This window comes from Aeromonas sp. FDAARGOS 1410 (assembly GCF_019048745.1).
GTDB classification, from domain to species: domain Bacteria; phylum Pseudomonadota; class Gammaproteobacteria; order Enterobacterales; family Aeromonadaceae; genus Aeromonas; species Aeromonas jandaei.
In genome coordinates this window covers 2,978,786-3,001,602 of record NZ_CP077401.1, presented here as the reverse complement: position 1 = coordinate 3,001,602, position 22,817 = coordinate 2,978,786, and the positions used below count along the sequence as shown (strand labels likewise).

The 22,817-nt window shown below is 58.0% G+C and carries 18 protein-coding genes; 8 read left to right on the top strand and 10 right to left on the bottom strand.

Annotated elements, in window-relative coordinates; translation table 11 throughout:
* Positions 1–66: 66 nt before the first annotated feature.
* The 5 genes from clpP to ppiD all read left to right on the top strand — a co-directional run bounded on the left by clpP (position 67) and on the right by ppiD (position 7,109).
* Positions 67–690, top strand: a complete 624-nt coding sequence (gene clpP, locus I6L40_RS13865; RefSeq protein ID WP_033113124.1) for an ATP-dependent Clp endopeptidase proteolytic subunit ClpP — start codon at positions 67–69, stop codon at positions 688–690.
* Between the two features lie 70 nt (positions 691–760).
* Positions 761–2,035 carry an ATP-dependent protease ATP-binding subunit ClpX gene (clpX, locus tag I6L40_RS13860; protein WP_033113123.1) on the top strand — a complete coding sequence of 425 codons (1,275 nt, stop codon included), beginning with the start codon at positions 761–763 and terminating at the stop codon, positions 2,033–2,035.
* Between the two features lie 141 nt (positions 2,036–2,176).
* Positions 2,177–4,531, top strand: coding sequence for an endopeptidase La (gene lon, locus I6L40_RS13855; protein ID WP_041207531.1), 2,355 nt, complete (start codon positions 2,177–2,179; stop codon positions 4,529–4,531).
* A gap of 240 nt (positions 4,532–4,771) precedes the next feature.
* Positions 4,772–5,044, top strand: coding sequence for a nucleoid-associated protein HU-beta (gene hupB, locus I6L40_RS13850; protein WP_005315375.1), 273 nt, complete (start codon positions 4,772–4,774; stop codon positions 5,042–5,044).
* Positions 5,045–5,195: 151 nt separating this feature from the next.
* Positions 5,196–7,109 (top strand): peptidylprolyl isomerase, encoded by a 1,914-nt coding sequence (gene ppiD / locus I6L40_RS13845; RefSeq protein WP_071910475.1) that lies wholly within the window; start codon positions 5,196–5,198, stop codon positions 7,107–7,109.
* 214 nt (positions 7,110–7,323) lie between these two features.
* Here the strand turns inward: ppiD and I6L40_RS13840 are convergent, their stop codons facing one another.
* From I6L40_RS13840 to I6L40_RS13820, 5 genes are all read right to left on the bottom strand, one after another.
* Positions 7,324–8,916 (bottom strand): ABC-F family ATPase, encoded by a 1,593-nt coding sequence (locus I6L40_RS13840; protein ID WP_041207533.1) that lies wholly within the window; start codon positions 8,914–8,916, stop codon positions 7,324–7,326.
* Positions 8,917–9,079: 163 nt separating this feature from the next.
* The gene (locus I6L40_RS13835; protein ID WP_071910473.1) at positions 9,080–10,732 is read right to left on the bottom strand and encodes a cation acetate symporter; all 1,653 of its coding nucleotides are present in this window, start codon (positions 10,730–10,732) and stop codon (positions 9,080–9,082) included.
* Positions 10,729–11,040 (bottom strand): DUF485 domain-containing protein, encoded by a 312-nt coding sequence (locus tag I6L40_RS13830; RefSeq protein WP_041207535.1) that lies wholly within the window; start codon positions 11,038–11,040, stop codon positions 10,729–10,731. The genes I6L40_RS13835 and I6L40_RS13830 overlap by 4 nt, the downstream gene beginning before the upstream one ends.
* A gap of 107 nt (positions 11,041–11,147) precedes the next feature.
* Entirely contained in the window at positions 11,148–11,774 is a 627-nt protein-coding gene (locus tag I6L40_RS13825) for a 3'-5' exonuclease (protein WP_071910472.1), read from the bottom strand.
* Between the two features lie 2 nt (positions 11,775–11,776).
* Positions 11,777–13,564: a putative nucleotidyltransferase substrate binding domain-containing protein gene (locus I6L40_RS13820; RefSeq protein WP_216994431.1), complete on the bottom strand. Its 1,788-nt coding sequence runs from the start codon at positions 13,562–13,564 to the stop codon at positions 11,777–11,779.
* A 166-nt stretch (positions 13,565–13,730) separates the two neighbouring features.
* Here I6L40_RS13820 and I6L40_RS13815 point away from each other — a divergent pair, with 166 nt between their 5' ends.
* Complete coding sequence (locus tag I6L40_RS13815; protein WP_071910468.1) at positions 13,731–14,537, top strand: crotonase/enoyl-CoA hydratase family protein; 807 nt, start codon at positions 13,731–13,733, stop codon at positions 14,535–14,537.
* A gap of 69 nt (positions 14,538–14,606) precedes the next feature.
* Here the strand turns inward: I6L40_RS13815 and I6L40_RS13810 are convergent, their stop codons facing one another.
* On the bottom strand, positions 14,607–16,106 hold the full coding sequence (locus I6L40_RS13810) for a sodium:alanine symporter family protein (RefSeq protein WP_041207539.1): 1,500 nt from the start codon (positions 16,104–16,106) through the stop codon (positions 14,607–14,609).
* Positions 16,107–16,445: 339 nt separating this feature from the next.
* Between I6L40_RS13810 and I6L40_RS13805 the strand changes: the two genes are divergently transcribed.
* Both I6L40_RS13805 and I6L40_RS13800 read left to right on the top strand, forming a co-directional pair.
* Complete coding sequence (locus tag I6L40_RS13805) at positions 16,446–16,883, top strand: GNAT family N-acetyltransferase (protein ID WP_182927801.1); 438 nt, start codon at positions 16,446–16,448, stop codon at positions 16,881–16,883.
* Positions 16,884–16,943: 60 nt separating this feature from the next.
* On the top strand, positions 16,944–17,705 hold the full coding sequence (locus I6L40_RS13800; protein ID WP_232097921.1) for a zinc-dependent peptidase: 762 nt from the start codon (positions 16,944–16,946) through the stop codon (positions 17,703–17,705).
* A 75-nt stretch (positions 17,706–17,780) separates the two neighbouring features.
* On the opposite strand, the gene I6L40_RS13795 is transcribed toward I6L40_RS13800, so the two are convergent.
* The 4 genes from I6L40_RS13795 to I6L40_RS13780 all read right to left on the bottom strand — a co-directional run bounded on the left by I6L40_RS13795 (position 17,781) and on the right by I6L40_RS13780 (position 22,816).
* Positions 17,781–18,377 carry a GPR1/FUN34/YaaH family transporter gene (locus I6L40_RS13795; protein ID WP_041207542.1) on the bottom strand — a complete coding sequence of 199 codons (597 nt, stop codon included), beginning with the start codon at positions 18,375–18,377 and terminating at the stop codon, positions 17,781–17,783.
* Between the two features lie 229 nt (positions 18,378–18,606).
* Positions 18,607–21,555, bottom strand: a complete 2,949-nt coding sequence (locus tag I6L40_RS13790; protein WP_216995437.1) for a DUF748 domain-containing protein — start codon at positions 21,553–21,555, stop codon at positions 18,607–18,609.
* Positions 21,556–21,607: 52 nt separating this feature from the next.
* Positions 21,608–22,369, bottom strand: a complete 762-nt coding sequence (locus tag I6L40_RS13785; RefSeq protein WP_216994430.1) for an ABC transporter substrate-binding protein — start codon at positions 22,367–22,369, stop codon at positions 21,608–21,610.
* 36 nt (positions 22,370–22,405) lie between these two features.
* Complete coding sequence (locus I6L40_RS13780; protein ID WP_104014664.1) at positions 22,406–22,816, bottom strand: MerR family DNA-binding transcriptional regulator; 411 nt, start codon at positions 22,814–22,816, stop codon at positions 22,406–22,408.
* Position 22,817 lies beyond the last annotated feature (1 nt).

The following is a 22,817-nucleotide window of genomic DNA, read 5'->3' as shown; positions in this document are numbered from 1 at the left end:
AGACTGTTAAGTATAATGGCTCGTGTGATCTCCACTCGGGCCATTTTATTTTAGGGACAATGCCTTATGTACAAGAACTATAACGATGTGACCGATTCTCCCAGCAATGCGCTGGTCCCCATCGTAGTCGAACAGACTGCCAAGGGTGAGCGTTCCTACGATATTTACTCCCGTCTGCTGAAAGAGCGGGTGATCTTCCTGACCGGTCAGGTTGAAGATCACATGGCCAATCTGGTGGTTGCCCAGTTGCTGTTCCTCGAGTCCGAGAACCCGGACAAGGACATCTACATCTACATCAACTCTCCGGGCGGCTCCGTGACTGCCGGCATGTCCATCTATGACACCATGCAGTTCATCAAGCCGGACGTGAGCACCGTCTGCATGGGGCAGGCCTGCTCCATGGGCGCCTTCCTGCTGGCTGGTGGTGCCAAGGGCAAGCGTTTCTGCCTGCCCAATGCCCGCGTGATGATCCACCAGCCGCTGGGCGGTTTCCAGGGCCAGGCATCTGATATCCAGATCCACGCCCAGGAGATCCTGAAGATCAAAAATACCCTGAACGAGCGTTTGGCTTTCCATACCGGTCAGGATATGGCTACCATCGAACGCGACACCGACCGCGACAACTTCATGTCTGCCGAGCAGGCAGTCGCTTACGGTCTGGTCGACGGTGTCTTGACTCAGCGCGGCTGAGCAGGGTGTCCCGGTCTGTTGTAAACTCAACAGGCCGATCCATCCTCTATTGATAAAACGAGGTTGCTGAATGACAGAAAAACGCAAGGGTGAGGGTGATAAGCTGCTCTACTGCTCTTTTTGCGGCAAAAGCCAGCATGAAGTGCGTAAGCTGATCGCTGGCCCTTCCGTCTACATATGTGATGAGTGTGTCGAGCTGTGCAACGACATCATCCGCGAGGAGATCCGCGAGATCTCTCCCAAGCGCGATGGTAACGAGCTGCCGACCCCTCATCAGATCCGCGCTCATCTCGATGACTATGTGATCGGGCAGGAGTACGCCAAGAAGGTGTTGGCCGTTGCCGTCTACAACCACTACAAGCGCCTGCGCAACAGCGGCGAAAACAGTGGTGTGGAGCTGGGCAAGTCCAACATTCTGCTGATTGGCCCGACCGGTAGCGGCAAGACCCTGCTGGCCGAGACCCTGGCTCGCCTGCTGGATGTGCCGTTTACCATGGCCGATGCGACCACCCTGACCGAAGCCGGTTATGTGGGCGAGGACGTGGAAAACATCATCCAGAAGCTGCTGCAAAAGTGCGACTACGACGTGGAGAAGGCCCAGCGTGGCATCGTCTACATCGACGAGATCGACAAGATCTCCCGCAAGTCGGACAACCCCTCCATTACCCGCGATGTCTCCGGGGAAGGGGTACAGCAGGCCCTGCTCAAGCTGATTGAAGGGACCATCGCTTCCGTGCCGCCGCAAGGTGGTCGCAAGCATCCGCAGCAAGAGTTCTTGCAGGTTGATACCTCCAAGATCCTCTTCATCTGTGGTGGTGCCTTTGCCGGTCTGGACAAGGTGATCGAGCAGCGTTCCGTCAAGGGAACCGGTATCGGTTTTGGCGCCGAGGTGAAGTCCAAGGATGCCAAGGCCTCCTTGAGCGAAACCTTCGCCAAGGTGGAGCCGGAAGATCTGATCAAGTACGGTCTGATCCCCGAGTTCATCGGCCGTCTGCCGGTGGTGGCTACCCTGACCGAACTGGACGAGGCTGCGCTCATCCAGATCCTGCAAGAGCCGAAAAACGCGCTGACCAAGCAGTATGCCGCGCTGTTCGATCTGGAAGGGGTTGAGCTGGAGTTCCGTGAAGATGCGCTGCACGCCATTGCCCGCAAGGCGATGGAGCGTAAAACCGGTGCTCGTGGTCTGCGTTCCATCGTGGAAGCCGTGCTGCTCGATACCATGTATGACCTGCCTTCCTTAGAAGGGGTCAGCAAGGTGGTGATCGACGAGACCGTGATCAAAGGGGACTCCGCGCCCTTGATGATCTACGAAAATCCCGAGACTCAAGCTGCCGCATCAGAGTAACAGTCTGATTTTTAATCAAATGGAAGGGGCTTTTTGCCCCTTTCATGCTTTTTGCGGTTTAGACGATTGAATCTCGTTGGAGCGCCCCCATATACTCAGCCAAGCGCTTTGCCAACGGTATAACAAGCCGAGAGGACATATATGAACCTAGAGCGTTCAGAACGCATCGAGATTCCCGTCCTGCCTCTTCGTGACGTGGTGGTTTATCCCCACATGGTCATTCCACTCTTTGTGGGGCGGGAAAAATCCATTCGCTGTCTGGAAGCGGCCATGGAGCAGGACAAGAAAGTTCTGCTGGTGGCCCAGAAGGATGCGTCAACCGATGAGCCGACCGTGGAGGAGATCTTCACCGTCGGGACAGTGGCCAATATTCTGCAGATGCTCAAACTGCCGGATGGCACCGTCAAGGTGCTGGTAGAGGGTGGGCAGCGTGCTCGCCTGGAGCGGATGATCGACGACAAGGACTTCTTTGTCTGCGAGGCCCAGTACATCTCCTCCAAGGCCATTGACGACAAGGATCAGGAAGTTCTGGTTCGCTCCGCCATCGGCCAGTTTGAAGGTTACATCAAGCTCAACAAGAAGATCCCGCCCGAGGTACTCACCTCGATTTCGGCGATCGACGATGCTGCGCGTCTGGCCGATACCATGGCCGCTCACATGCCGCTCAAGCTGGAAGACAAACAGAAGGTGCTGGAGATTGTCTCTGTCTCCGAGCGCATCGAATTCCTGATGGCGATGATGGAGTCGGAAATTGACCTGCTGCAGGTCGAGAAGCGCATCCGTACCCGCGTCAAAAAGCAGATGGAAAAGAGCCAGCGCGAGTATTACCTCAACGAGCAGATGAAGGCCATCCAGAAAGAGCTGGGTGAGCTGGAAGATAGCCCGGATGAGTTTGAAGCCCTCAATCGCAAGATTGAAGAGGCTGGCATGCCGGAAGATGCCCGTGAAAAGGCCCAGGCCGAGCTTGCCAAGCTGAAGATGATGTCTCCCATGTCTGCCGAGGCTACCGTGGTTCGCAGCTATGTGGACTGGATGGTACAGGTGCCGTGGAAGGCGCGCTCCAAGGTCAAGAAAGACCTGGGCAAGGCGCAAGAGGTGCTGGATGCCGACCACTATGGTCTTGAGAAGGTCAAGGATCGCATCCTCGAATATCTGGCGGTGCAGGCGCGCGTCAATAAGCTCAAGGGCCCGATCCTCTGTCTGGTTGGCCCTCCCGGTGTGGGCAAGACCTCGCTGGGCCAATCCATCGCCAAGGCGACCGGCCGCAAATATGTGCGGATGGCCCTCGGTGGGGTGCGTGATGAAGCGGAGATCCGCGGTCACCGTCGTACCTACATCGGTTCCATGCCAGGCAAGCTCATCCAGAAGATGGCGAAAGTTGGCGTGAAGAACCCGCTGTTCCTGCTCGACGAAATCGACAAGATGAGCTCGGACATGCGTGGTGATCCTGCTTCCGCTCTGCTGGAGGTACTCGATCCCGAGCAGAACAACAGCTTCAACGATCACTACCTGGAAGTGGATTATGACCTGTCGGACGTGATGTTCGTGGCCACCTCCAACTCCATGAACATCCCGGGTCCCCTGCTGGACCGGATGGAAGTGATCCGTCTCTCCGGTTACACCGAAGATGAGAAGCTCAACATTGCCAAGCAGCATCTGGTTGCCAAGCAGATCCAGCGCAACGGCCTGAAAGCCTCCGAGATCACCATCGAGGATTCGGCGCTGGTCGGGGTGATCCGTTACTACACCCGTGAAGCCGGGGTACGGAGTCTGGAGCGCGAAATCTCCAAGATCTGTCGCAAAGCGGTCAAGCGCATTCTGCTGGACAAGAGCATCAAGCATGTTCAGGTCAATCAGGAGAACCTCAAGGAGTTCCTCGGGGTGCAGCGCTTCGATTACGGCAAGGCCACCGACCAGAACCAGATTGGTCAGGTATGTGGTCTGGCGTGGACCGAGGTGGGGGGCGATCTGCTCACCATCGAGACCACCAACATGCCGGGCAAGGGCAAGCTCACTTACACCGGTTCTTTGGGTGATGTGATGCAGGAGTCTATCCAGGCTGCCATGACCGTCGTTCGAGCCCGTGCCGAGAAGCTGCGCATCAACGCCGACTTCTATGAGAAGCGTGACATTCACGTGCACGTACCGGAAGGGGCAACCCCGAAAGATGGCCCGAGCGCCGGTATCGCCATGTGTACTGCGCTGGTCTCCAGCTTGACCGGTAATCCGGTTCGTGCTGATGTGGCCATGACAGGTGAAATCACCTTGCGTGGTGAAGTGCTGCCCATCGGTGGTCTCAAAGAGAAACTGCTGGCTGCTCACCGTGGTGGTATCAAGCGTGTGCTGATCCCGAAAGAGAACGAACGTGACCTCGAGGAGATCCCGGCAAACGTCAAACAAGACCTTGAAATCTATCCCGTTCGCTGGATAGACGAGGTGCTGGAACTGGCGTTGCAGGACAATCCGCAAGGGTTTGAGCGCGTTTCTGTCGTGTAAATTTTGATGCGCCGCAAATTTGGCGCATTCGGGGGGTGGTTAAGGCTTGCATGCATCCCATAACGGAAGTAGCCTTGACCACCGATCGGGTTCTCGTGATAAGTCGCAATGCGTTGTGTGGCGCGGGTTTGCGCCAGATTGTCACTTGCAACTGGTCAGGAGGCTTGCTATAAAACCTCCACTTGTTGTGGCCAGGGAAATCAGCGCCGCAGCGGTGTTCGATAAAAGGGGAATATAAGAGTGAATAAATCTCAACTGATTGACAAGATTGCAGACGGTGCTGATATCTCCAAGGCTGCTGCCGGCCGTGCGTTGGATGCCTTCATTGACGCTGTAGGTGAAGCTCTGAAAGAGGGTGACCAGGTTGCTCTGGTTGGTTTCGGTACTTTCGCTGTACGCGAGCGTGCTGCCCGTTCTGGCCGTAACCCGCAAACTGGCGCGACCATCGAAATCGCTGCTGGTAAAGTTCCTGCCTTCAAAGCCGGTAAGGCCCTGAAAGACGCGGTCAACTAAGTCGGGCGCCGATGATATGTCGGCTACCGTCCTTGGTCGCAGACCAGACAGGTTAGAGAGTCCTCTCTCATACTGATTGACCAAGGCGCATCGCAATCGGTGCGCCTTTTCATTATTTACGCCCATCGAGTTCGGGAGCATAAGTACAAACATGATGTTGGATAAACTACGCGAAGGGGCGCAAGGCAAGGTAGCCAAGGTTATCTTGGGCCTGATCATCCTCTCCTTTGCTTTGGCTGGTGTTGGTAGTTACCTGAATGGTCCGGCCCGTACCGCCCCCGCCACTGTCAACGGCACAGATATCAGTGCAGCCGCACTGGAGAATGCCTACCGCAACGAGCGCGCCCGCATGGAATCCCAGATGGGAGAGGCATTCAGCCAGCTGGCCGCGAACCCTGATTACATGAAACAGTTCCGCCGCGGTGTGCTGGATCGCCTGATCGATCAGGCGCTGCTGGACAGCAAGGCTCGCGAGCTGGGTCTGCGGGTCAGCGATGAGCAGATCAAACAGGCCATCGTTGCCATGCCCGAGTTTGCAGAGAACGGCAAGTTCAACAATGATCGCTACCTGCAGCTGATCCGTCGTGCCGGCATGACTCCCGAAATGTTCCGCGACTCCCTGCGCCAGGACATGGTGCGCCAACAGCTGATGAGTGCCCTGCTGGGTACCGAGTTCTCCCTCAAGGGTGAAGCCGAGCAGCTCGACAAGCTCTACAACCAGACTCGCGATCTGCGTCTGGTGCGTCTGGCGGCTGCCAACTACGTGGCTGACGTACAGGTTTCCGACAACGAGCTGGAGCAGTACTACAAGGCCAATGGCGCTCACTTCATGAATGACGAGCAGGTGAAAGTAGACTACCTGCTGCTGGATGCGACCAACCTCGCCAAGGATATCAAGGTCACCGAACAGGATGCCCAGGATTACTACGACCAGCATCAGGACCTGTTCCAGCGTCCAGAGCGTCGTCATGTTGCCCATATCCTGATCCCGTTCGGCAAGGATGAGAAAGCGGCCGAGCAGAAAGCAGAAGCCGTGTTGGCCAAAGCCAAGGCGGGCGATGATTTTGCCGCGCTGGCCAAGGCCGACTCCTCTGATACCTTCTCCGCCAAAAAAGGCGGCGAGCTGGACTGGTTCGAGAAGGGGGTGATGGATCCGTCCTTCGAGAAAGCGGCCTTTGCTCTGAGCAAGGCGGGCGATCTCTCCGCCGTCGTCAAGAGCCCGTTCGGTTTCCACATCATCAAGCTGCTGGGTGTTGAGCCAGCTCAGACCAAGCCGTTTGCCGATGTGAAGGAAGAGACCATCAACCGTCTGCAGAGCGACAAGGCCAAAGAGCGCTTCTTTGCCGAGCAGCAGAAGATGGCTGACAACAGCTTCGAAAACCCGGACTCGCTGGACATGACTGCCGAGGCCATGGGTCTGAAGGTGCAATCCTCCGACTACTTCAGTCAGGGTTCTGCTCCTGCTCCGCTTAACGATCCCAAGGTTCTCTCCGTGGCGTTCTCCGAGCAACTGCGTGATGACAACACCAACTCCGATGTGATCGAGCTGGCTGACGGCAAGGCGCTGGTGCTGCACATCACCGGTCACAAGCCCAAAGCGGTCAAGCCGCTGGCCGAGGTGAAAGAGCTGGTGATTGCCGCCATCAAGCATGACAAGGCCGGTGAAGTGGCTCGTGGAAAGGCCCAGGGCCTGCTGGACAAGCTCAAGGCTGGCAAGAGTATCGATGGCGATCTGGCTGCGCTGGGTCTGAAGGTACAAACCCACAAAGGGGTGTCACGTTTCGATCGCGAGATGGATCAGAATCTGGTGACCGAAGCCTTCACGCTGCCCCATCCCAAGGATGGCAAGCCGAGCGTGGCACTGGTTGCCGAGAGCAACGGTGACCGCGTCGTGGTTGCGCTGGACAAGGTGAACGTACCTGCCGAGCCTTCCAAGATGGTTGCCATGCTGCAAGGTCAGCTGGGTCAGGGCAAAGCACAGGTGGATTACAAGTCTCTGATCGACGAGTTGCGCAAAGCGGCCAAGATCGAGTACTTCACCAGCGTGGAAGCGACTGTCGAGTAATCGTCAGTTCAATCCAGTGAAAACGGCTCCTTTATGGAGCCGTTTTTTTATCTGTGGGTGAGGTGAATAATCAAGCCCTGCTTCCTGCTTCCTGCTTCCTGCTCTCTGTGATCGCTGCGCAGCCGTAAGCCATATCAGTCGCCATAAACATGGGATATAAAAAAACCGGCACCTGAGTGCCGGTTTTTCATTGCGAGCTTGCGTAGGGCAGAGGTTATACCACGCCCTGAGTGCGCAGGTAATCCTCGTAGGTACCGCCGAAGTCGCGGATACCATCTTCGGTCAGCTCCAGGATGCGGGTCGCCAGAGAGGAGACGAATTCGCGGTCGTGGGAGACGAAGATCAGGGTCCCCTGATAGAGCTCCAGTGCCATGTTCAAGGATTCGATGGATTCCATGTCCAGGTGGTTGGTCGGTTCATCCATGATCAGGATGTTGGGGCGCTGCATCATCAGCTTGCCGAACAGCATGCGACCCTGTTCACCACCGGAGAGCACCTTGACCGGCTTCTTGATGTCGTCCTGAGAGAAGAGCAGACGGCCCAGTATGGAGCGTACAGCCTGCTCGTCTTCGTTCTCCTGTTTCCACTGGGCCATCCAGTCGAACACGTTGAGGTCGGTGTCGAAGTCTTCGGCGTGATCCTGGGCGTAGTAACCGATCTGGGCGTTCTCGGACCACTTGATGGTGCCGGTGTCCGGAGCCAGTGCGCCGACAAGGGTTTTGATCAGAGTGGATTTACCGATACCGTTGGTACCCAGAATGGCTACCTTCTCGCCCACTTCCATCATCATGTTGAGGCCCTTGAACAGGGGACCGTCGCCATAACCCTTGGATACACCTTCCACTTCCAGGATGTTGCGATAGAGCTTTTTGTCCTGCTCGAAGCGGATGAAGGGGTTCTGGCGGCTGGAGACCTTGACGTCCTCAATCTTGATCTTGTCGATCTGCTTGAGACGGGAGGTCGCCTGACGGGACTTGGAGGCGTTGGCGCTGAAACGGGAGACGAAGGATTGCAGATCGGCGATCTGGGCCTTCTTCTTGGCGTTGTCGGCCAGCAGACGCTCGCGCGCCTGGGTGGCGGCCAGCATATAGTCGTCGTAGTTGCCCGGGTAGACGCGCAGCTCGCCGTAGTCCAGATCAGCCATGTGGGTACAGACGGAGTTCAGGAAGTGACGGTCGTGAGAGATGATGATCATGGTGCTTTCACGATCGTTGAGCACCTGCTCCAGCCAGCGAATGGTGTTGATGTCCAGGTTGTTGGTCGGTTCGTCCAGCAACAGGATGTCAGGGTTGGAGAACAGCGCCTGTGCCAGCAGCACCCGCAGTTTCCAGCCCGGCGCCACTTCGCTCATCGGACCGTTGTGCTGCTCGAGCGGAATGCCGACACCCAGCAGTAGCTCGCCTGCGCGCGCTTCGGCGGTGTAGCCGTCATATTCGGCGACTAGACCTTCCAGCTCGGCGGCCTTCATATAGTCTTCGTCGGTGGCTTCGAGGTTGGCGTAGATGGCATCGCGCTCGGCGATGGCTGCCCACAGCTCGGTGTGGCCCATCATGACCACGTCCAGTACGCGCATCTCTTCGTAGGCGAACTGATCCTGACGCAGCTTACCGATGCGCTCGTTGACGTCCAGGCTCACATTACCGCCAGTGGGCTCCAGATCACCACCGAGGATCTTCATGAAGGTGGACTTGCCACAGCCGTTGGCGCCGATAAGGCCATAGCGGTTGCCGCCGCCAAACTTGACGTTGATGTTCTCAAACAGCGGCTTGGCGCCGAACTGCATGGTGATGTTGTTACTCGAAAGCACTGGAATGTCCCGGTTGATCTGTCAAATGGCGCGCATTATGGCACAGATCCCCCAAAAGGTTTAGCAAGAACTGTGATCTTGATCGGGGCAAGTTGGGTGCGTAGCCGGTTGACGGGTAATAAAAAAGCCGGCATGAAGCCGGCTTTTGCGTGATGGCTACCCGTTAGTGGGAAGTGGCACCGGAGGCGCCCAGCCCGGTCTGGGAGCGGACGAACTGTGGCAGGAACTTGGCATGCTCGTCAGCCGCGCTCTGGGAGCTGTCGGTGATGGAGAAGAACCAGATCCCGACAAACGCCAGCCCCATGGAGAAGAGCGCCGGGTACTCGTAGGGGAAGATGGCCTGGGCATGACCCAGCACCTTCACCCACACGGTCGGGCCCAGCACCATCAGGGTGACTGCGCTCGCCAGCCCCAGCCAGCCGCCGTAGACGGCGCCGCGGGTGGTCAGGCGTGACCAGAACATGGAGAGGAACAGCACCGGGAAGTTGCAGCTGGCAGCGATGGAGAAGGCCAGACCCACCATGAAGGCGATGTTCTGCTTCTCGAACAGGATGCCAAGGCCGATGGCGACCACACCCAGTACTACGGTAGTGAGCTTGGAGACCCGCAGCTCGTCCGCCTCGTTGGCCTTGCCATGCTTGATTACGTTGGCGTAGAGGTCGTGGGAGACCGCAGAGGCACCGGCTAGGGTCAGGCCTGCTACCACAGCCAGGATGGTGGCAAACGCCACGGCGGAGATGAAGCCGAGGAACAGGCTGCCACCCACGGCATTGGCCAGATGGATCGCAGCCATGTTGGTGCCGCCCAGCAGGGCGCCGGTGGCATCCTTGAAGGCCGGGTTGGTGCTGACCAGCAGGATGGCGCCAAAGCCGATGATAAAGGTGAGAATGTAGAAGTAACCGATAAAGCCGGTGGCGAAGAAGACGCTCTTGCGCGCTTCCTTGGCGTCGCTCACGGTGAAGAAACGCATCAGGATGTGAGGCAGGCCGGCGGTGCCGAACATCAGTGCCAGACCGAGCGAGATGGCGGAGATGGGGTCAGCGACCAGACCACCCGGGCTCATGATGGCGATCCCTTTCTCGTGTACCTTCACCGCTTCGCTAAAGAGGGTGCCGATGTCGAAGTTGACCGATTTCATCACCATGATGGCCATGAAACTGGCACCGGAGAGCAGCATCACCGCCTTGATGATCTGCACCCAGGTGGTGGCCAGCATGCCGCCAAACAGCACGTAGAGCACCATCAGGATACCGACCAGTACCACGGCCACATGGTATTGCAGGCCGAACAGCAGTTCGATCAGCTTGCCGGCACCGACCATCTGGGCGATGAGGTAGAGGGCGACCACCACCAGCGAGCCGCAGGCGGAGAGGGTGCGCACCTCGGTCTGCTTGAGGCGGTAGGAGGCAACATCGGCGAAGGTATATTTGCCGAGGTTGCGCAGCCGCTCCGCGATCAGGAACAGAATGATGGGCCAGCCCACCAGAAAGCCGATGGAGTAGATGAGGCCATCATAGCCAGAGGTGTAGACCAGCGCCGAGATCCCGAGGAAGGAGGCGGCGGACATGTAGTCACCGGCGATGGCCAGGCCATTCTGGAAGCCGGTGATGCGGCCACCCGCTGCATAGTAGTCAGAGGCCGAGCGGTTGCGCTTGGAGGCCCAGTAGGTGATGAACAGGGTGGCGGCTACGAAGACCACAAACATCAGAATGGCCGAGATATTGAGGGGCTGGCGGTGTACCTCGCCACTTATCGCATCGGCGGCCAGCAGGGGTGAAGAGGCCAGTGAGGCCAACAACAAGAGTTTGCCTTTCATTTTTTCACTCCCTTGAGGATCTTCTGGTTCAGCTCGTCAAACTCGCCGTTGGCACGAAACACATAGACGCCGGTCAGCACGAAAGAGGAGAGGATCAGCCCCACTCCGACCGGGATGCCTCGGGTAATGGTCGACCCCTCGCTGAGCGGGGTACCGAGCCAACCGGGATCAAAGGCGATGAGCAGAATAAACGCCAGGTAGAGTCCCAGCATCAGAGCCGAGAGGGCCCAGGCAAAACGCTGGCGCTTGGCGACCAGCTCCTGGAAGGTGGGATCTTGCTGGATCCTCAGATAGCTTTGCTGTTCCATTGCAGTTCTCCATGACATATGAGTGTCAGCGGTGGATGGGGTAACCCCGACGAGCAGGCAACCTGCTCATGTAAGTGAAATGTGAATTAAATGTTATTTTTCGACAATTAGACTTTGGGATAAGTCAGCGGCGAGCCTCGGGTCAGGCAGAGATAGACAAGTGCTGCCGTGGTGGAGTCGGCCAGTGCATCGTGAGCGGGCAGGGCAGGCAGCGCCAGATGGCGGCAGATCGCCTCCAGATGAAGATCGATAACGGCATCCGGATAGCGACGATAGAGGTGATCGTGATAGAGCTGGCTCACCTCTATGCCTCGTTGTGGCAAGGTCAACCCCCACAATTTACGGCAAGCCAGGTTGAGAATACGCAGGTCATAGGCGATGTGATAACCCACCAGTTCGCGCGGGCCTATAAAGTCGAGCAGCAGGCGCAGCGCGGCTTCCAGCGTCATACCCTGTTGCAGGTCCTGATGGCGCAGACCGTGGATCACCACCGACTGCTCGCTCAGTGTGGCGGGCGCTTGCACCTTGATGGTGAGGGCCTCGCCGGTCAGCAGCCGATTGCCCTGGATGCGCACCGCACCGATAGAGACGATCTCGGCTTGCTCGGGATCAAGGTTGGTGGTCTCGAAATCGAGGGCGACCAGCTCATCATCGGGAGTGGGCAGGAATAGCCTGGAGAACTCCCCTTGCCGGAAATCCCGGCCATACCAGATGCGGCGAAGATGGCTCAACATGGCTACTGCCTCAGACGAAAGTGCAAGGTGAGCCACTGCTGGAATTTCTTCACCTGATGCAGTGCCTGACGCAGCAGATCCCGTTCGCTGTGGCTAAGCTCGCTGACCTGTACCCGACTATTGCCTCCCTTGAGCTGGCTGCGTAGCCTCAGCCGGATAAAGAGCCGAAACGCTTCAGCCAGGTTGGTGCCAAAGCTGGTGCTGAGCCGCTCGGCCGCTACCAGCGCATCGATGCGCCCCAGGGTTGAGGTCTCCAGAATGCCTGCTTCAAGGGCCAGCATCCGGATGCCATGGACCAGCGGGAACAGGCCGCCGCGCTTGAGATCAAGCCCTTCGGGGCGCTGCTCAAGCCGGCCAAACAGGGTAAGGGGGGCGTGAAAGGCCACCGCCGGTCGCACCATCTCTGCCAGCAGATCTCGCCGCTCGGCCAGCTGCTCGCGCAGCGCTCTGGCAACAGGCAGATGGAGTTGACGATCTCCGGCGATGGGGTGGGCGTCAGCCAGGGTGGCCAGCCAGAGCAGCTCCTCCTCACTGGCCGTGGTGCAGGCGCTGGCAATGGCGCTTTGCCACTCATCGCCGGTTTTTACCCAGGCCGGATTATTCACCATGACTTGGCCGGGGCAGAGCGGGTAGCCGAGGCGCTCCAGCAGGGCGCTGAATTCGGCCAGATCGGCTGCCTGGGTGGGCCACGCCAGCGCTTCCGGCAGGATCAGGGCATTATCCTGATCGGTTTTGAGGATCTGCTCGCCACGCCCCTCCGAGCCCAGCATCAGCAGACAGACCTTCTCTTGCACCTCGGGCGGGATCACCAGAGCAAAGGCCTTGGCGATCAGTTGCTCGTTAATGGTGGCGATGAGCTTCATCAAAAAGGCGGTGTGGATACCCTGGGCAAACAGCGAACGGGTCAGCTGTTGTTGTTCGCGGGCGACCGCTTCCAGCGCGGGCAGAGTGTCGGCGCGGGCGATACGCAAGGTCAGTACGTGGGAGTGGGTAGAGAAGAGTCCCAGCACCTGGGTCAGCTGCAGGATCCCCGCCACCTCGTTGCCCTGCCAGATCACCAATCGCTTGATGCGATGACGGGTCATCAGCAGCAGGGCATCAAACAGATAGCTCTCCAGTGGCAGACCGATGAGCGGCGTGGGGGTCAGTACCGAGAGGGGCGCCGTCAGTGGCAATCCCTTGAGGGTCAGGGCGTGGAGCAGGGTCTTGCGGGTGGCCAGCGTGAGCGAGCCGTCGTGGGCGGGGTAGAGCAGACAATCTGTCCCCTGGCTCACCATGGCTTCGGTCGCTGCCAGCAGTGACAGCCTGCTGTCGACGATAAGCGGCGCTTGCAAATGACCGGGTTCGATGCGGGTCAGGATAAATTCTGCCAGATTCTTCTGTCCCAGCTGTTCGCGCTGCTCCTGCTGACGCTGGCGCTCAGCCAGATTGGCGGTGAAGTAGCTGGCAAACTGCGAATCTTGTTCGCAGAGAGAGAGAAAGGCCGAGCGGGGGATGAGCTGGCAGAGGGTGTCTTCCAGCGCAGTAAAAGTATGGCGGCAGCGACCGTCAAATTGGGCGCGCACATCGAACAGATCGTCGACGCCATAGTCACCAAACTGGTGGTGGGGGGCCGACTCTTCCACCGCCCCCTTGATGACGAGATAGAGCCCGGGAGGTTCCTCTCCCGCGTTGAGCAGAGTATCGCCAGCGCGAAAGTAGCAGAGCGAGAGGTGGCGGGCGAGCTGTTCACGCGCCTCTGCATCCAGCCGGTCAAACGGTGGTCTGGCAAAATTGAACAGAATTGACATGACGGCGTCCTCGGGCGGGATAGGGCACCCCTTGTGCCCAGTGTGACAAAGGGGAACCGCGCCGACCAGCCGACTTTAGTCTCAGCTGTACCGTCTGTTCACACTCTGATAACTTGGTGGTATGACCAGTGTGTTCATTATCGGGATCAAGGAGAGGACAGCGGAGATGGAAAAACCAAGGGTCAAGTGCGAGGTCCACGACGGCATCGCTGAAGTGGTGCTGTCGCGGGGAGAGAAGCTCAATGCGCTGGACAGGGCCATGTTCAGCGCTATCGATGAGACGCTGACGCAACTTGCTCAGCTGAAGGGATTGCGAGCGGTGATCCTGCATGGCGAAGGGCGCGCGTTTTGCGCTGGACTGGATGTGAAATCGATGCTGCGCCAGCCGGTCGCCGCCCTCGATATTCTCAAGCGCGAGGCGGACGAGGCGACCAATCTGGCCCAGCGGGTCGCCTATGGTTGGCACCAGCTGCCGGTGCCGGTGATTGCGGTCACTCAGGGAGTCTGTTTTGGTGGTGGCTTGCAGATCGCCCTTGGCGCCGATTTTCGGTTTAGCACCCCCGATTGCCGTTTCTCGGTGATGGAGATCAAGTGGGGCATCATCCCCGACATGAGCGGCAGCGTCACCATGCGCAACCTGATGGGTCTGGATACCGCCATGGAGTTGGCCATGAGCGGGCGCGAGCTGGATGCAGTCGAGGCGAAATCCCTCGGGATGGTGAGCAGGGTCTGCACCGATCCGCTGGTGGAGGCGCGGGAGTTTGCCCGTACCCTCATCACCAAGTCGCCGGATGCACTGGCGGGGATCAAGCAGCTCTACAGTCAGGCCTGGGCCCGCAGTGACGAGGCAATGCTGAAAGAAGAGACCCGGTTGCAGAAGCAGATTTTGGGACGCCCCAATCAGTGGCGCGCCACCTTCAACAGCCTGTTTCGCTGGCGGCTGCCCTTCGGGCCACGGCGCAACGCACTCTGAGGTGGAACAACAGGAAAAGAAAATGGCAGCCGAGGCTGCCATTTTTTATACGTGTTCTAGTTGCTGGCATCAGGAGATCTTGCGATCCAGATCCGGCTCGAAGGGGTGACCGGATTTCTCCTGCTCCAGGTTGTCTTCGGAGCGATGGCCAGCCCAGTAGTCGGCGTTCTTGATACCGAGTTTCTCCGGGTGGAACACCGGATCCAGCCCTTTGGCTTGCTGCGCTTCATAGTCGCGCAGACAGGCAAAGGCGGTCTTTTGCAGCAGCAGGATGGCGATGATGTTGAGCCAGGCCATCAGACCTACCCCGATATCACCCATGCCCCAGGCGAGCTCGGCGGTCTTGACGGTACCGTAGACGGTAGAGGCCATCAGGGTCAGTTTGAGCACAAAAGTCAGCCAGGGACGGTTCACCTTGCGGTTGATGTAGGCGATGTTGGTTTCGGCGATGTAGTAGTAGGCGACGATGGTGGTGAACGCGAAGAAGAACAGCGCGATGGCCACGAACATGCTGCCAAAGCCCGGCATCATGCTTTCCATGGCGGTCTGCACATAACCCGGGCCTGCAGCCACGCCGGCGATGCCGGTGTAGAGGGCTGCGCCATCCGGTCCCTGCACGTTGTAGAGGCCGGTGATGAGCAGCATAAAGCCGGTGGCCGAGCAGACGAACAGGGTGTCGATGTAGACGGAGAACGCCTGCACCAGACCCTGTTTGGCCGGGTGGCTTACTGCGGCAGCAGAGGAGGCGTGCGGCCCGGTACCCTGACCCGCTTCGTTGGAGTAGACACCGCGCTTGACCCCCCACATGATGGCCAGACCCAGAATGGCGCCAAAGCCGGCATCAAAACCGAAGGCGCTTTTCCAGATCAGCATGATCACGCCCGGCAGGGCATGAATGTTGAGGGCGATGATGACGCAGGCCACGATGATGTAGCCGAGCGCCATAAAGGGCACTACGGTACTGGCAAAGTTGGCGATGCGCTTGACGCCACCGAAGATGATGAAGCCGAGCAGCAGTGCCAGACCGGCCGCAGTCACGTTCGGATCGATATCAAACGCAGTCTGCAGACTGGCGCCGATGGAGTTGGCTTGCACGCCCGGCAGCAGTACACCGCAGGCGAAGATGGTGGCGATGGCAAAGGTCCAGGCATACCACTTCATGCCAAGCCCTTTCTCGATGTAGAAGGCAGGCCCGCCGCGGTATTCGCCGTTGATCTTCTCCTTGTAGACCTGACCCAGGGTGGACTCCACGAAGGCGGAGCTGGAGCCGAGGAAGGCGACCATCCACATCCAGAACATGGCGCCCGGGCCACCGAAGGTAATGGCGGTGGCAACACCGGCAATGTTGCCGGTGCCGACGCGACCGGCGAGGGTCATGGCCAGCGCCTGGAAGGAGGAGACCCCCGCATCCGTGCTCTTGCCATCAAACATCAGCCGGACCATTTCGGCCATATGGCGCAGTTGCAAAAAGCGGCTGCGTACTGAGAAGTAGAGGCCTACCCCCAGGCACAGATAGATGAGCGCAGGGCTCCAGATCACACCGTTGATGGCATTGACGATCTCATTCATCTACAACAACTCCTTTGTTGTTTTGTGTTGTACTTCCGGCGAGATCTCTGTCTCGCTCGCTGTCATTGTGTTACGCCAATTGTTAACAAATGAATTAACAGTTTGACGCTGTGGTGAAGTGTTCGGCAGGGCACGATAGTGCGCCATGCATGGGCTGTAACATATCGAGTTGTTCCGGCGCTTCCCAGCGAAAAATGTTGCGTTGTTGCAATTTTGTGAATTGACAACTGAGGTGCGATAATGGCATGCGCTATTTTCTGTGACCAGAGAGACCCGCTACCATGCTGATCTGCGTCTGCTGGAACAGCCAGGATCTCGTTAGCAAACAAAAGGCCAATCATGCAAATGTTCCCTGTTCCACTCGTTATCCGCGCTCCTTTACCATCGGATGCCACTGCCATGGCCCACCTCTTTACCCAACTAGGGTATGCTGCAGAGGCTGATGAGCTGCTGCCACGTCTGTTGGGGCTGGATGTGGCCACCCGCGTCTTGCTGGCCGAACAGGCTGAAAGGGTGGTTGGCGTGCTGGTATGGCACTGGCTGCAACCACTGCATGTTGCACCTGCATGGGGCCTGATCTCGGCGCTGGTCGTCGATGATGGTGCAAGGGGAGGGGGTATTGGTGCTGCGTTATTGTGCGAGGCCGAGTGTCAGGCTCGCGAAGCCGGATGCAGTCAGCTGGAGCTTTCCAGCAGCATCAAACGCGAAGATGCCCACCGCTTCTATCTGGCGCAGGCATATCAGGAGCGGCCAAAACGATTCGTCAAACTGTTGTAAAGAGAAGGAGTGTGCGTGCTGGGATTGTTCAACTGGTTTCGTGGCCGTGGCACGGTGAAAATGAGCGAAGAAGAGGAAGAGCTGTGGCGACGAGCGCTTGCTGTTGTGCCGATCTTGCAGGGGCTTACCGAGAGTGAGCAACAAACACTGATAAGCCTGGGCCGTCAGCTGCTCAAGCGCAAAACCTTGACCCAGCTTGGGGTTACCTTAAGCGAGCGCCAGCAAGCCATTCTGGCCCTGCAGGCGGCTCTGCCTATCCTGCATCTTGGCGTTGACTGGTATCGCGGTTTTCACGAGATCATCATCATTCCCGAGCCTGTGACCCGGCGCCAGGAGGTGCAGGATGAGTTTGGGCTGGTGAGTGAGGTGGAAGAGGAAAACGCCGGTGAGTCCTGGCCCCAGGGGCCGCTTGTATTGGCCTGGAGCGAGCTGCAGCTGGATGGTGACTGGGATGGCTTCAATCTGGTGATCCACGAGCTTGCCCACAAGATAGACATGCTGGGGGGCGAGGCGGATGGTGCACCGCCACTGCCCGGACATATGAGCCGGCAGGAGTGGCAGCAGGTATTTCAGGTGGCTTTTGATGCGCTTTGCCAGCAACTCGATCAGGGCGAGGTTCCCGCCATCGACCCCTATGCGGCCGAGCATCCGGCCGAGTTCTTCGCGGTCTGCTGCGAGCACTTCTTTACCGACCCGTTGCGCCTGCGCAGTGTCTATCCCGAGGTTTACCACCAACTGGCACTGCTGTTTGGTCAGGATCCCGCGCGCCGTTTTCCGCCGACCCGCCTGTTGGCCGGTGATGGCGAGGGCATGCTGTTGTGAATCCCGCTTAACAAGATGGCAGATAGCAAAAAGGCACCCGAGGGTGCCTTTTTTTCAAGCTTGAGCGTGCGCCAATCAGGCGGCGGCTTTCAGCTGGACTGCTGCAGCTTTCTTGTGATCGCCGATCGGCAGGATAGTGCGGCCATACTGTTCGTTCAGTACGGTAGCCATGGCCAGATAGATGGCGCTGGCGCCGCAGATGATGCCTTCGAAACCGGCGATGGTGCCGATCAGGGTGCTGCCAGTGAAATCACGGGCGGCCAGCAGGAAGAACAGCACGGTCAGGGATGCGAACACGAACTGCTTCACGCGCGGGTAGTTGACGGTACCAATCAGCATGAACAGGGTGAACACACCCCACATCAGCAGGTACCAGCCCATGTAGGCGTGCGGAGTCGCTTCGGCCAGACCCATGGTCGGCATGACGAGCAGGACAACCAGGCTCAGCCAGAACAGGCCATAGGAGGTGAAGGCAGTCACACCGAAGGTGTTGCCGCGCTTGTACTCCATGATGCCAGCGATGATCTGGGCAATGCCGCCATAGCACAGGCCCATGGCCAGGATCATGGCACTGATGGGGAAGAAACCTGCGTTATGGATGTTCAGCAGAATGGTGGTCATACCGAAACCCATCAGACCCAGGGGGGCAGGGTTGGCCAATTTTTCGCTCACGTGGCGTTCTCCAAAAATAGAGGTGGGGTTAACAAAAAGACGCGCGATTTTAGGCAGCTTGTAAAACCGCCGCAAGGGGGGGAAGGGACTAAACCGTAAAAAAATTACGTATTTATTTGCACTGACGCCCAATTGTTCAGCAGGTCAGCCGATTTCGTGAGCTAAAGGTGTCAAAATAGTTGAGGGCTTGTATTTTTATTACGCGCAGGCGAACCGGATGAGGAGAAGCTCACTCATCCAGTGTCAGTACCACTTTGGCCTCCTTATCCTCTTCCTTGACCTGACTGTCCAGCACAAACAGCCGCTCTGGCGTGATCCCCTGGGCATCCACCAAAAACTCCTTGGTGTTTTGTGCCCGGCGCATGGCGAGATTGCGCAGGGACTTGGCAGTGATGAGTTGTTGCTCCTGCAGCAGGGCAACCGCCTGAGCCCGCAGCGCAGCGCTCTTTTCATCAAGATGCAGGCGGTCGGCGAGATCTCCCAGATCTTCTCCGAAGCGATCTTCATAGGCCTGTGCCAGGGCGTCTTGCATATCCTTATCCTGCTCCAGCAGATCGAGATCGACCTGATTGCCGGTGAGTTTGGCGAGGGCCCGCTCCAGTTTTTGCCGTTGCAGGATAGGGCGCTCTTCATTGAAGTTGACCTTGCCGCGAATATTCATGCTGAGCTTGGGGCGATCCTTGAGGGCCTGCGCCAGCTTGGTCAGCTTCTCTTGCTGGGTCTGGGTGAGATCCGGATCGCCCGGCAGAAAGGTGATCTCGTCGAGATCTTCACTGCCGCCAGCCAGAGAGGCGAGCAACGAGAAGGGGGAGGTGATCGCCTTACTCAGGGTGTTGCCAAGCACATCCCAGAAGATGTTGCCGAGGCTGAAGTCAGGCTGGTCAAGATTGCCCTTCACCTTGAGGTTCATCTGGATGACACCGTTGGCATCGCTCAGCAGCGCGATGGCCAGACCGAGTGGCAGATCCTTGGCCTGTTCACTCTTGATCTTCTCACCCAGTTGCAATTTTTTGATGGTGATGTCGTTGTCCCCTTCCAGCCGTTTGCCTTCCAGCTTGTAGTGCAGCTTCACTGAAAGCTGCCCCTTGTCGATGGCGTAACCGGCATAGGTGCCCGAGTAAGGGGTAAAGGTGGTCAACTCCAGATTGTTGAAGGCGACTGCAATGTCGAGCACCGGATCGGCGACCAGCAGGTTGGTACCGCCACGGATGGTCACCGGGGCGTAGCGATCCACCTTGCCATTGAAGGAGAGTTCGGAGCGCTGGCCCGGAATGTTGCTGATATGGCGGCTCTGACCGCCTAGCGAAGCGATATCAGCCACGAAATCCTGGCTCAGGCTGCGGTCGGCAAAGCGCAGGTTGCCCTGTTCGGTGCGCAGCTCATCGATGGTGAATTGAAATGCGGGTGCCGCTTTGTTGCTCTTGCTCTGGGAAACTTCGGCTTTACCCTTGGCTGGCGCAGGGGCGGTCAGCAGCAGTTGCTGGATATTGGTGACGCCATTTTCGTTGATCTCGATGCGGGCGAAGGGCTTGGTCAGCGCCACATCCTTGATCTTCATCTTCTGGCTGATGCCGTCGTAATCGAGGCCGGTCAGCTTCAGGTCGTTGATCTCTAGCAGTCTCTGGTTATCGGCCCGATCGACCACCTTGAGGGCATGGATATCGAGCCCCCCTTGCAGTGTCAGCTTGCCCAGTTCCCCTTGCTCTGTAGTTGCCAGCGCCAGCTTGGTTTTGCTGCTGAGCTCTCCCTCTTTCACCTTGATCCGCACCAGATCGTTCAGATAGGGCTGGGCCAGCACAAGAGGAAGTGCCTGCTGGGTTATCTCGCCAGCGAGGGTAAAGGGGGCCAGGGTCAGCTGGCCATCAAAGGCGAGGGGACTCTTCTGGTTGAAACGGGTCGAGAGCGCCACTTTGCTCTGCTGTTCGCTCTTGCTGCCCAGCGGGCCTAATGCCAGCTGCAGGTCGGATAGCTGTCGTGCCAATGGTTTGCCACTGCTCGCTTCGGTGAGGGTGATATCCCCTTTGCTGATGGCGATCTGGTTGATCTGCCACTGCCATGGCTTGCTGGCGGGGGCCGGTTTCTCTTTTTTCTCTTTGCTCGGCTTGGCTGGTGGCTGATCGATCAATAGTTCGGCCAGATCCAGCTCCTGCCGCTCATTGAGGGTGGCCTTGAGATGTGGCTGTTGCAGGGTAATTTTGCCGATATGCAGGGATTGTTTGTTGCCATCCACAGCAAGTTCAGCGAGGGCTAGCTGACTGAAGCGGGCAAAATCCTCACCCTTGTCGTGCTTCATTTGCCAGTTGTCTAGCGCCAGCTTGCCTTTGGACAATTGCCACTCGATCCCTTTCTTGCCGTTTTTCAGTTGATATTCAACCTCTGCACCGGCATTACCCCGGGTCAGCGCCAGCTTGAGATAGGGGGCCCAGAGTGGGGCAAAGGGCTTGATATCGAGTTGCTTGAGGCTTGCCTTGCCCTGACCCATGCCGCTGGTGATATCCAGCTTGCCTTGGGCACTCAGCGGGCTCTTGCCGTTGAGAGTGGCAGTCAGCTGGTAGGCGGTGAGGTGTCCTTCAGATGTGCTCAGCCCCTCCAGTTGCAGCGTCAGTTTATCGAGCTTGAGCGAGGGCACCCAGCCGGGTTCGCTCTCCTTGCGTTTATCCAGATAGGCAAGCTGGCCATCGGTCAGCGCAATCCGGGCGATATCGACAATAACGGGAGCGGTTTCCTGTTCCGGCTCTGTTGAGGGGGTCGGTGCAAGCAGAGTTGCCAGCGCATCGGTCAGGTTGAGCCGAATGTCCCCCTTTTTGTCACTCAGCCGCTGCACCAGCACCACCGGCCTGGTCAGCTCGACGTCGCTTAGTACCACGCGTTTTTGCTGCCAGCTTGCTTTGAGCTCGGGGATTACCTGCAGATGGGCGAAGCTGACCAACGGTTGCTGCTGGTCATCGAGCAGTGCACTGGGGCCGATGGCCAGAGCGGGGTGGCGCAAGCTGACATCGATCTCGCCAAGTGTGAGGTGAATGCCGTAGCGATCGGCCAGCCAGCCGGGCAGATAGCGCTGGATCAGCCGCGGAGTTTGCCACAGCAACAGGGATACGAGGATAAGGAGTAGCAGGAGTGCGTAGACCAGGTAGCGCAACCGGCGAGCTCGGGGGGATGCGGGCATGGTGGTCTCCATTTGATGCACTCCCATTCGGTTCCCGTCATGGTACCGAAAAGTCAGATAGTAATCATGGGGTTGCGTACTCTGATACGCCGTACTTTGTCCAAAGTCGATCCAGATCACCTGTTTGGCGCAGCTTGGCCAGCCACAGCTCCAGCTGGGCAGGGGTAATGCTGGACTCGGGATCAAAGATAGCGCGGTGCTGGTAGCGTTGGTCCCACTTTTGCGACACAAGCAGCTGTGCCTTTACCTCGGGGTTGCTGAGCAGATACTGGTTCAAATAGGAGATATTGAGGATGGCGATATCACCGCGTCCCTTGAGCAGGGCTTGCAGGGCACTGACATTGTCCTTGAACAGTGTGATGTCGAGATGGCTGTGCAAATAGACCGGATCTGCATTGAACTGGCCGATGCCGTAGTGATAACCGGTCACACCAATAAGGTGGTGCAGGGAGGGATCCTCGAAAAAACGCTGGTCTCGCCCGGGGGCCTTGCGGGCAACATACACTTCACCACCGCCAAGAAAGGGGGAGGTCATCTTGAACTTGTCGGTTTGCCAGCCCCACTTGCTGTCTTCAAACAGCATCAGCGAGAAACGGCCCAGATCGAGCGCCTTGTAACGATTGGCAGCCGAGGTGGGAACAAACACGAATCTTACCTCTTGCTGGATCTCGTTGAGCTTGGCGATGAGGTCCAGCGTCAGTCCTTCATAGTGGTCATCCGACACTTTGACCACGAACGGGGCATAAGGATAACCGCCGACCTTGATAAGGGGATGGCTCCAACCGGACAGACTGAACAGAAGTAAAAACCAGCACCAATAATTCATGGACGTCCCAGGGCAATTGCATAACCCCAGATTCGGTTAATCTGATGCGCTTTTCAAGTTGTTAAGGGAATTAACACAGCGCTGCTCGGCAGCCTCCAGCTCGGCCATCACCATCTGGATATCCTCCAGTTGCTGGTGCAGGGCACTGCGCTTGCTTTCGATCAGTCTGATCATGGAGTTGAGCTGGTTTTTGCTCGATTTGTCGGTGTCGTACATATCGAACAGCTCGCGGATCTCGGCCAGGCTAAACCCCAGCCGTTTGCCGCGCAGAGTCAGCTTGAGCCGGATCTTGTCCTTGTGGCTGTAGATGCGGGTCTGCCCCTCCCGCTGCGGGGTGAGCAGCCCCTCGTCCTCGTAGTAGCGGATAGTGCGCGGCGTAACATCGAACTCGTGGGCCAATTCCGAAATGCTGTAGGTGATCTCCTTGCCGGGCAGGGAACGGGACATG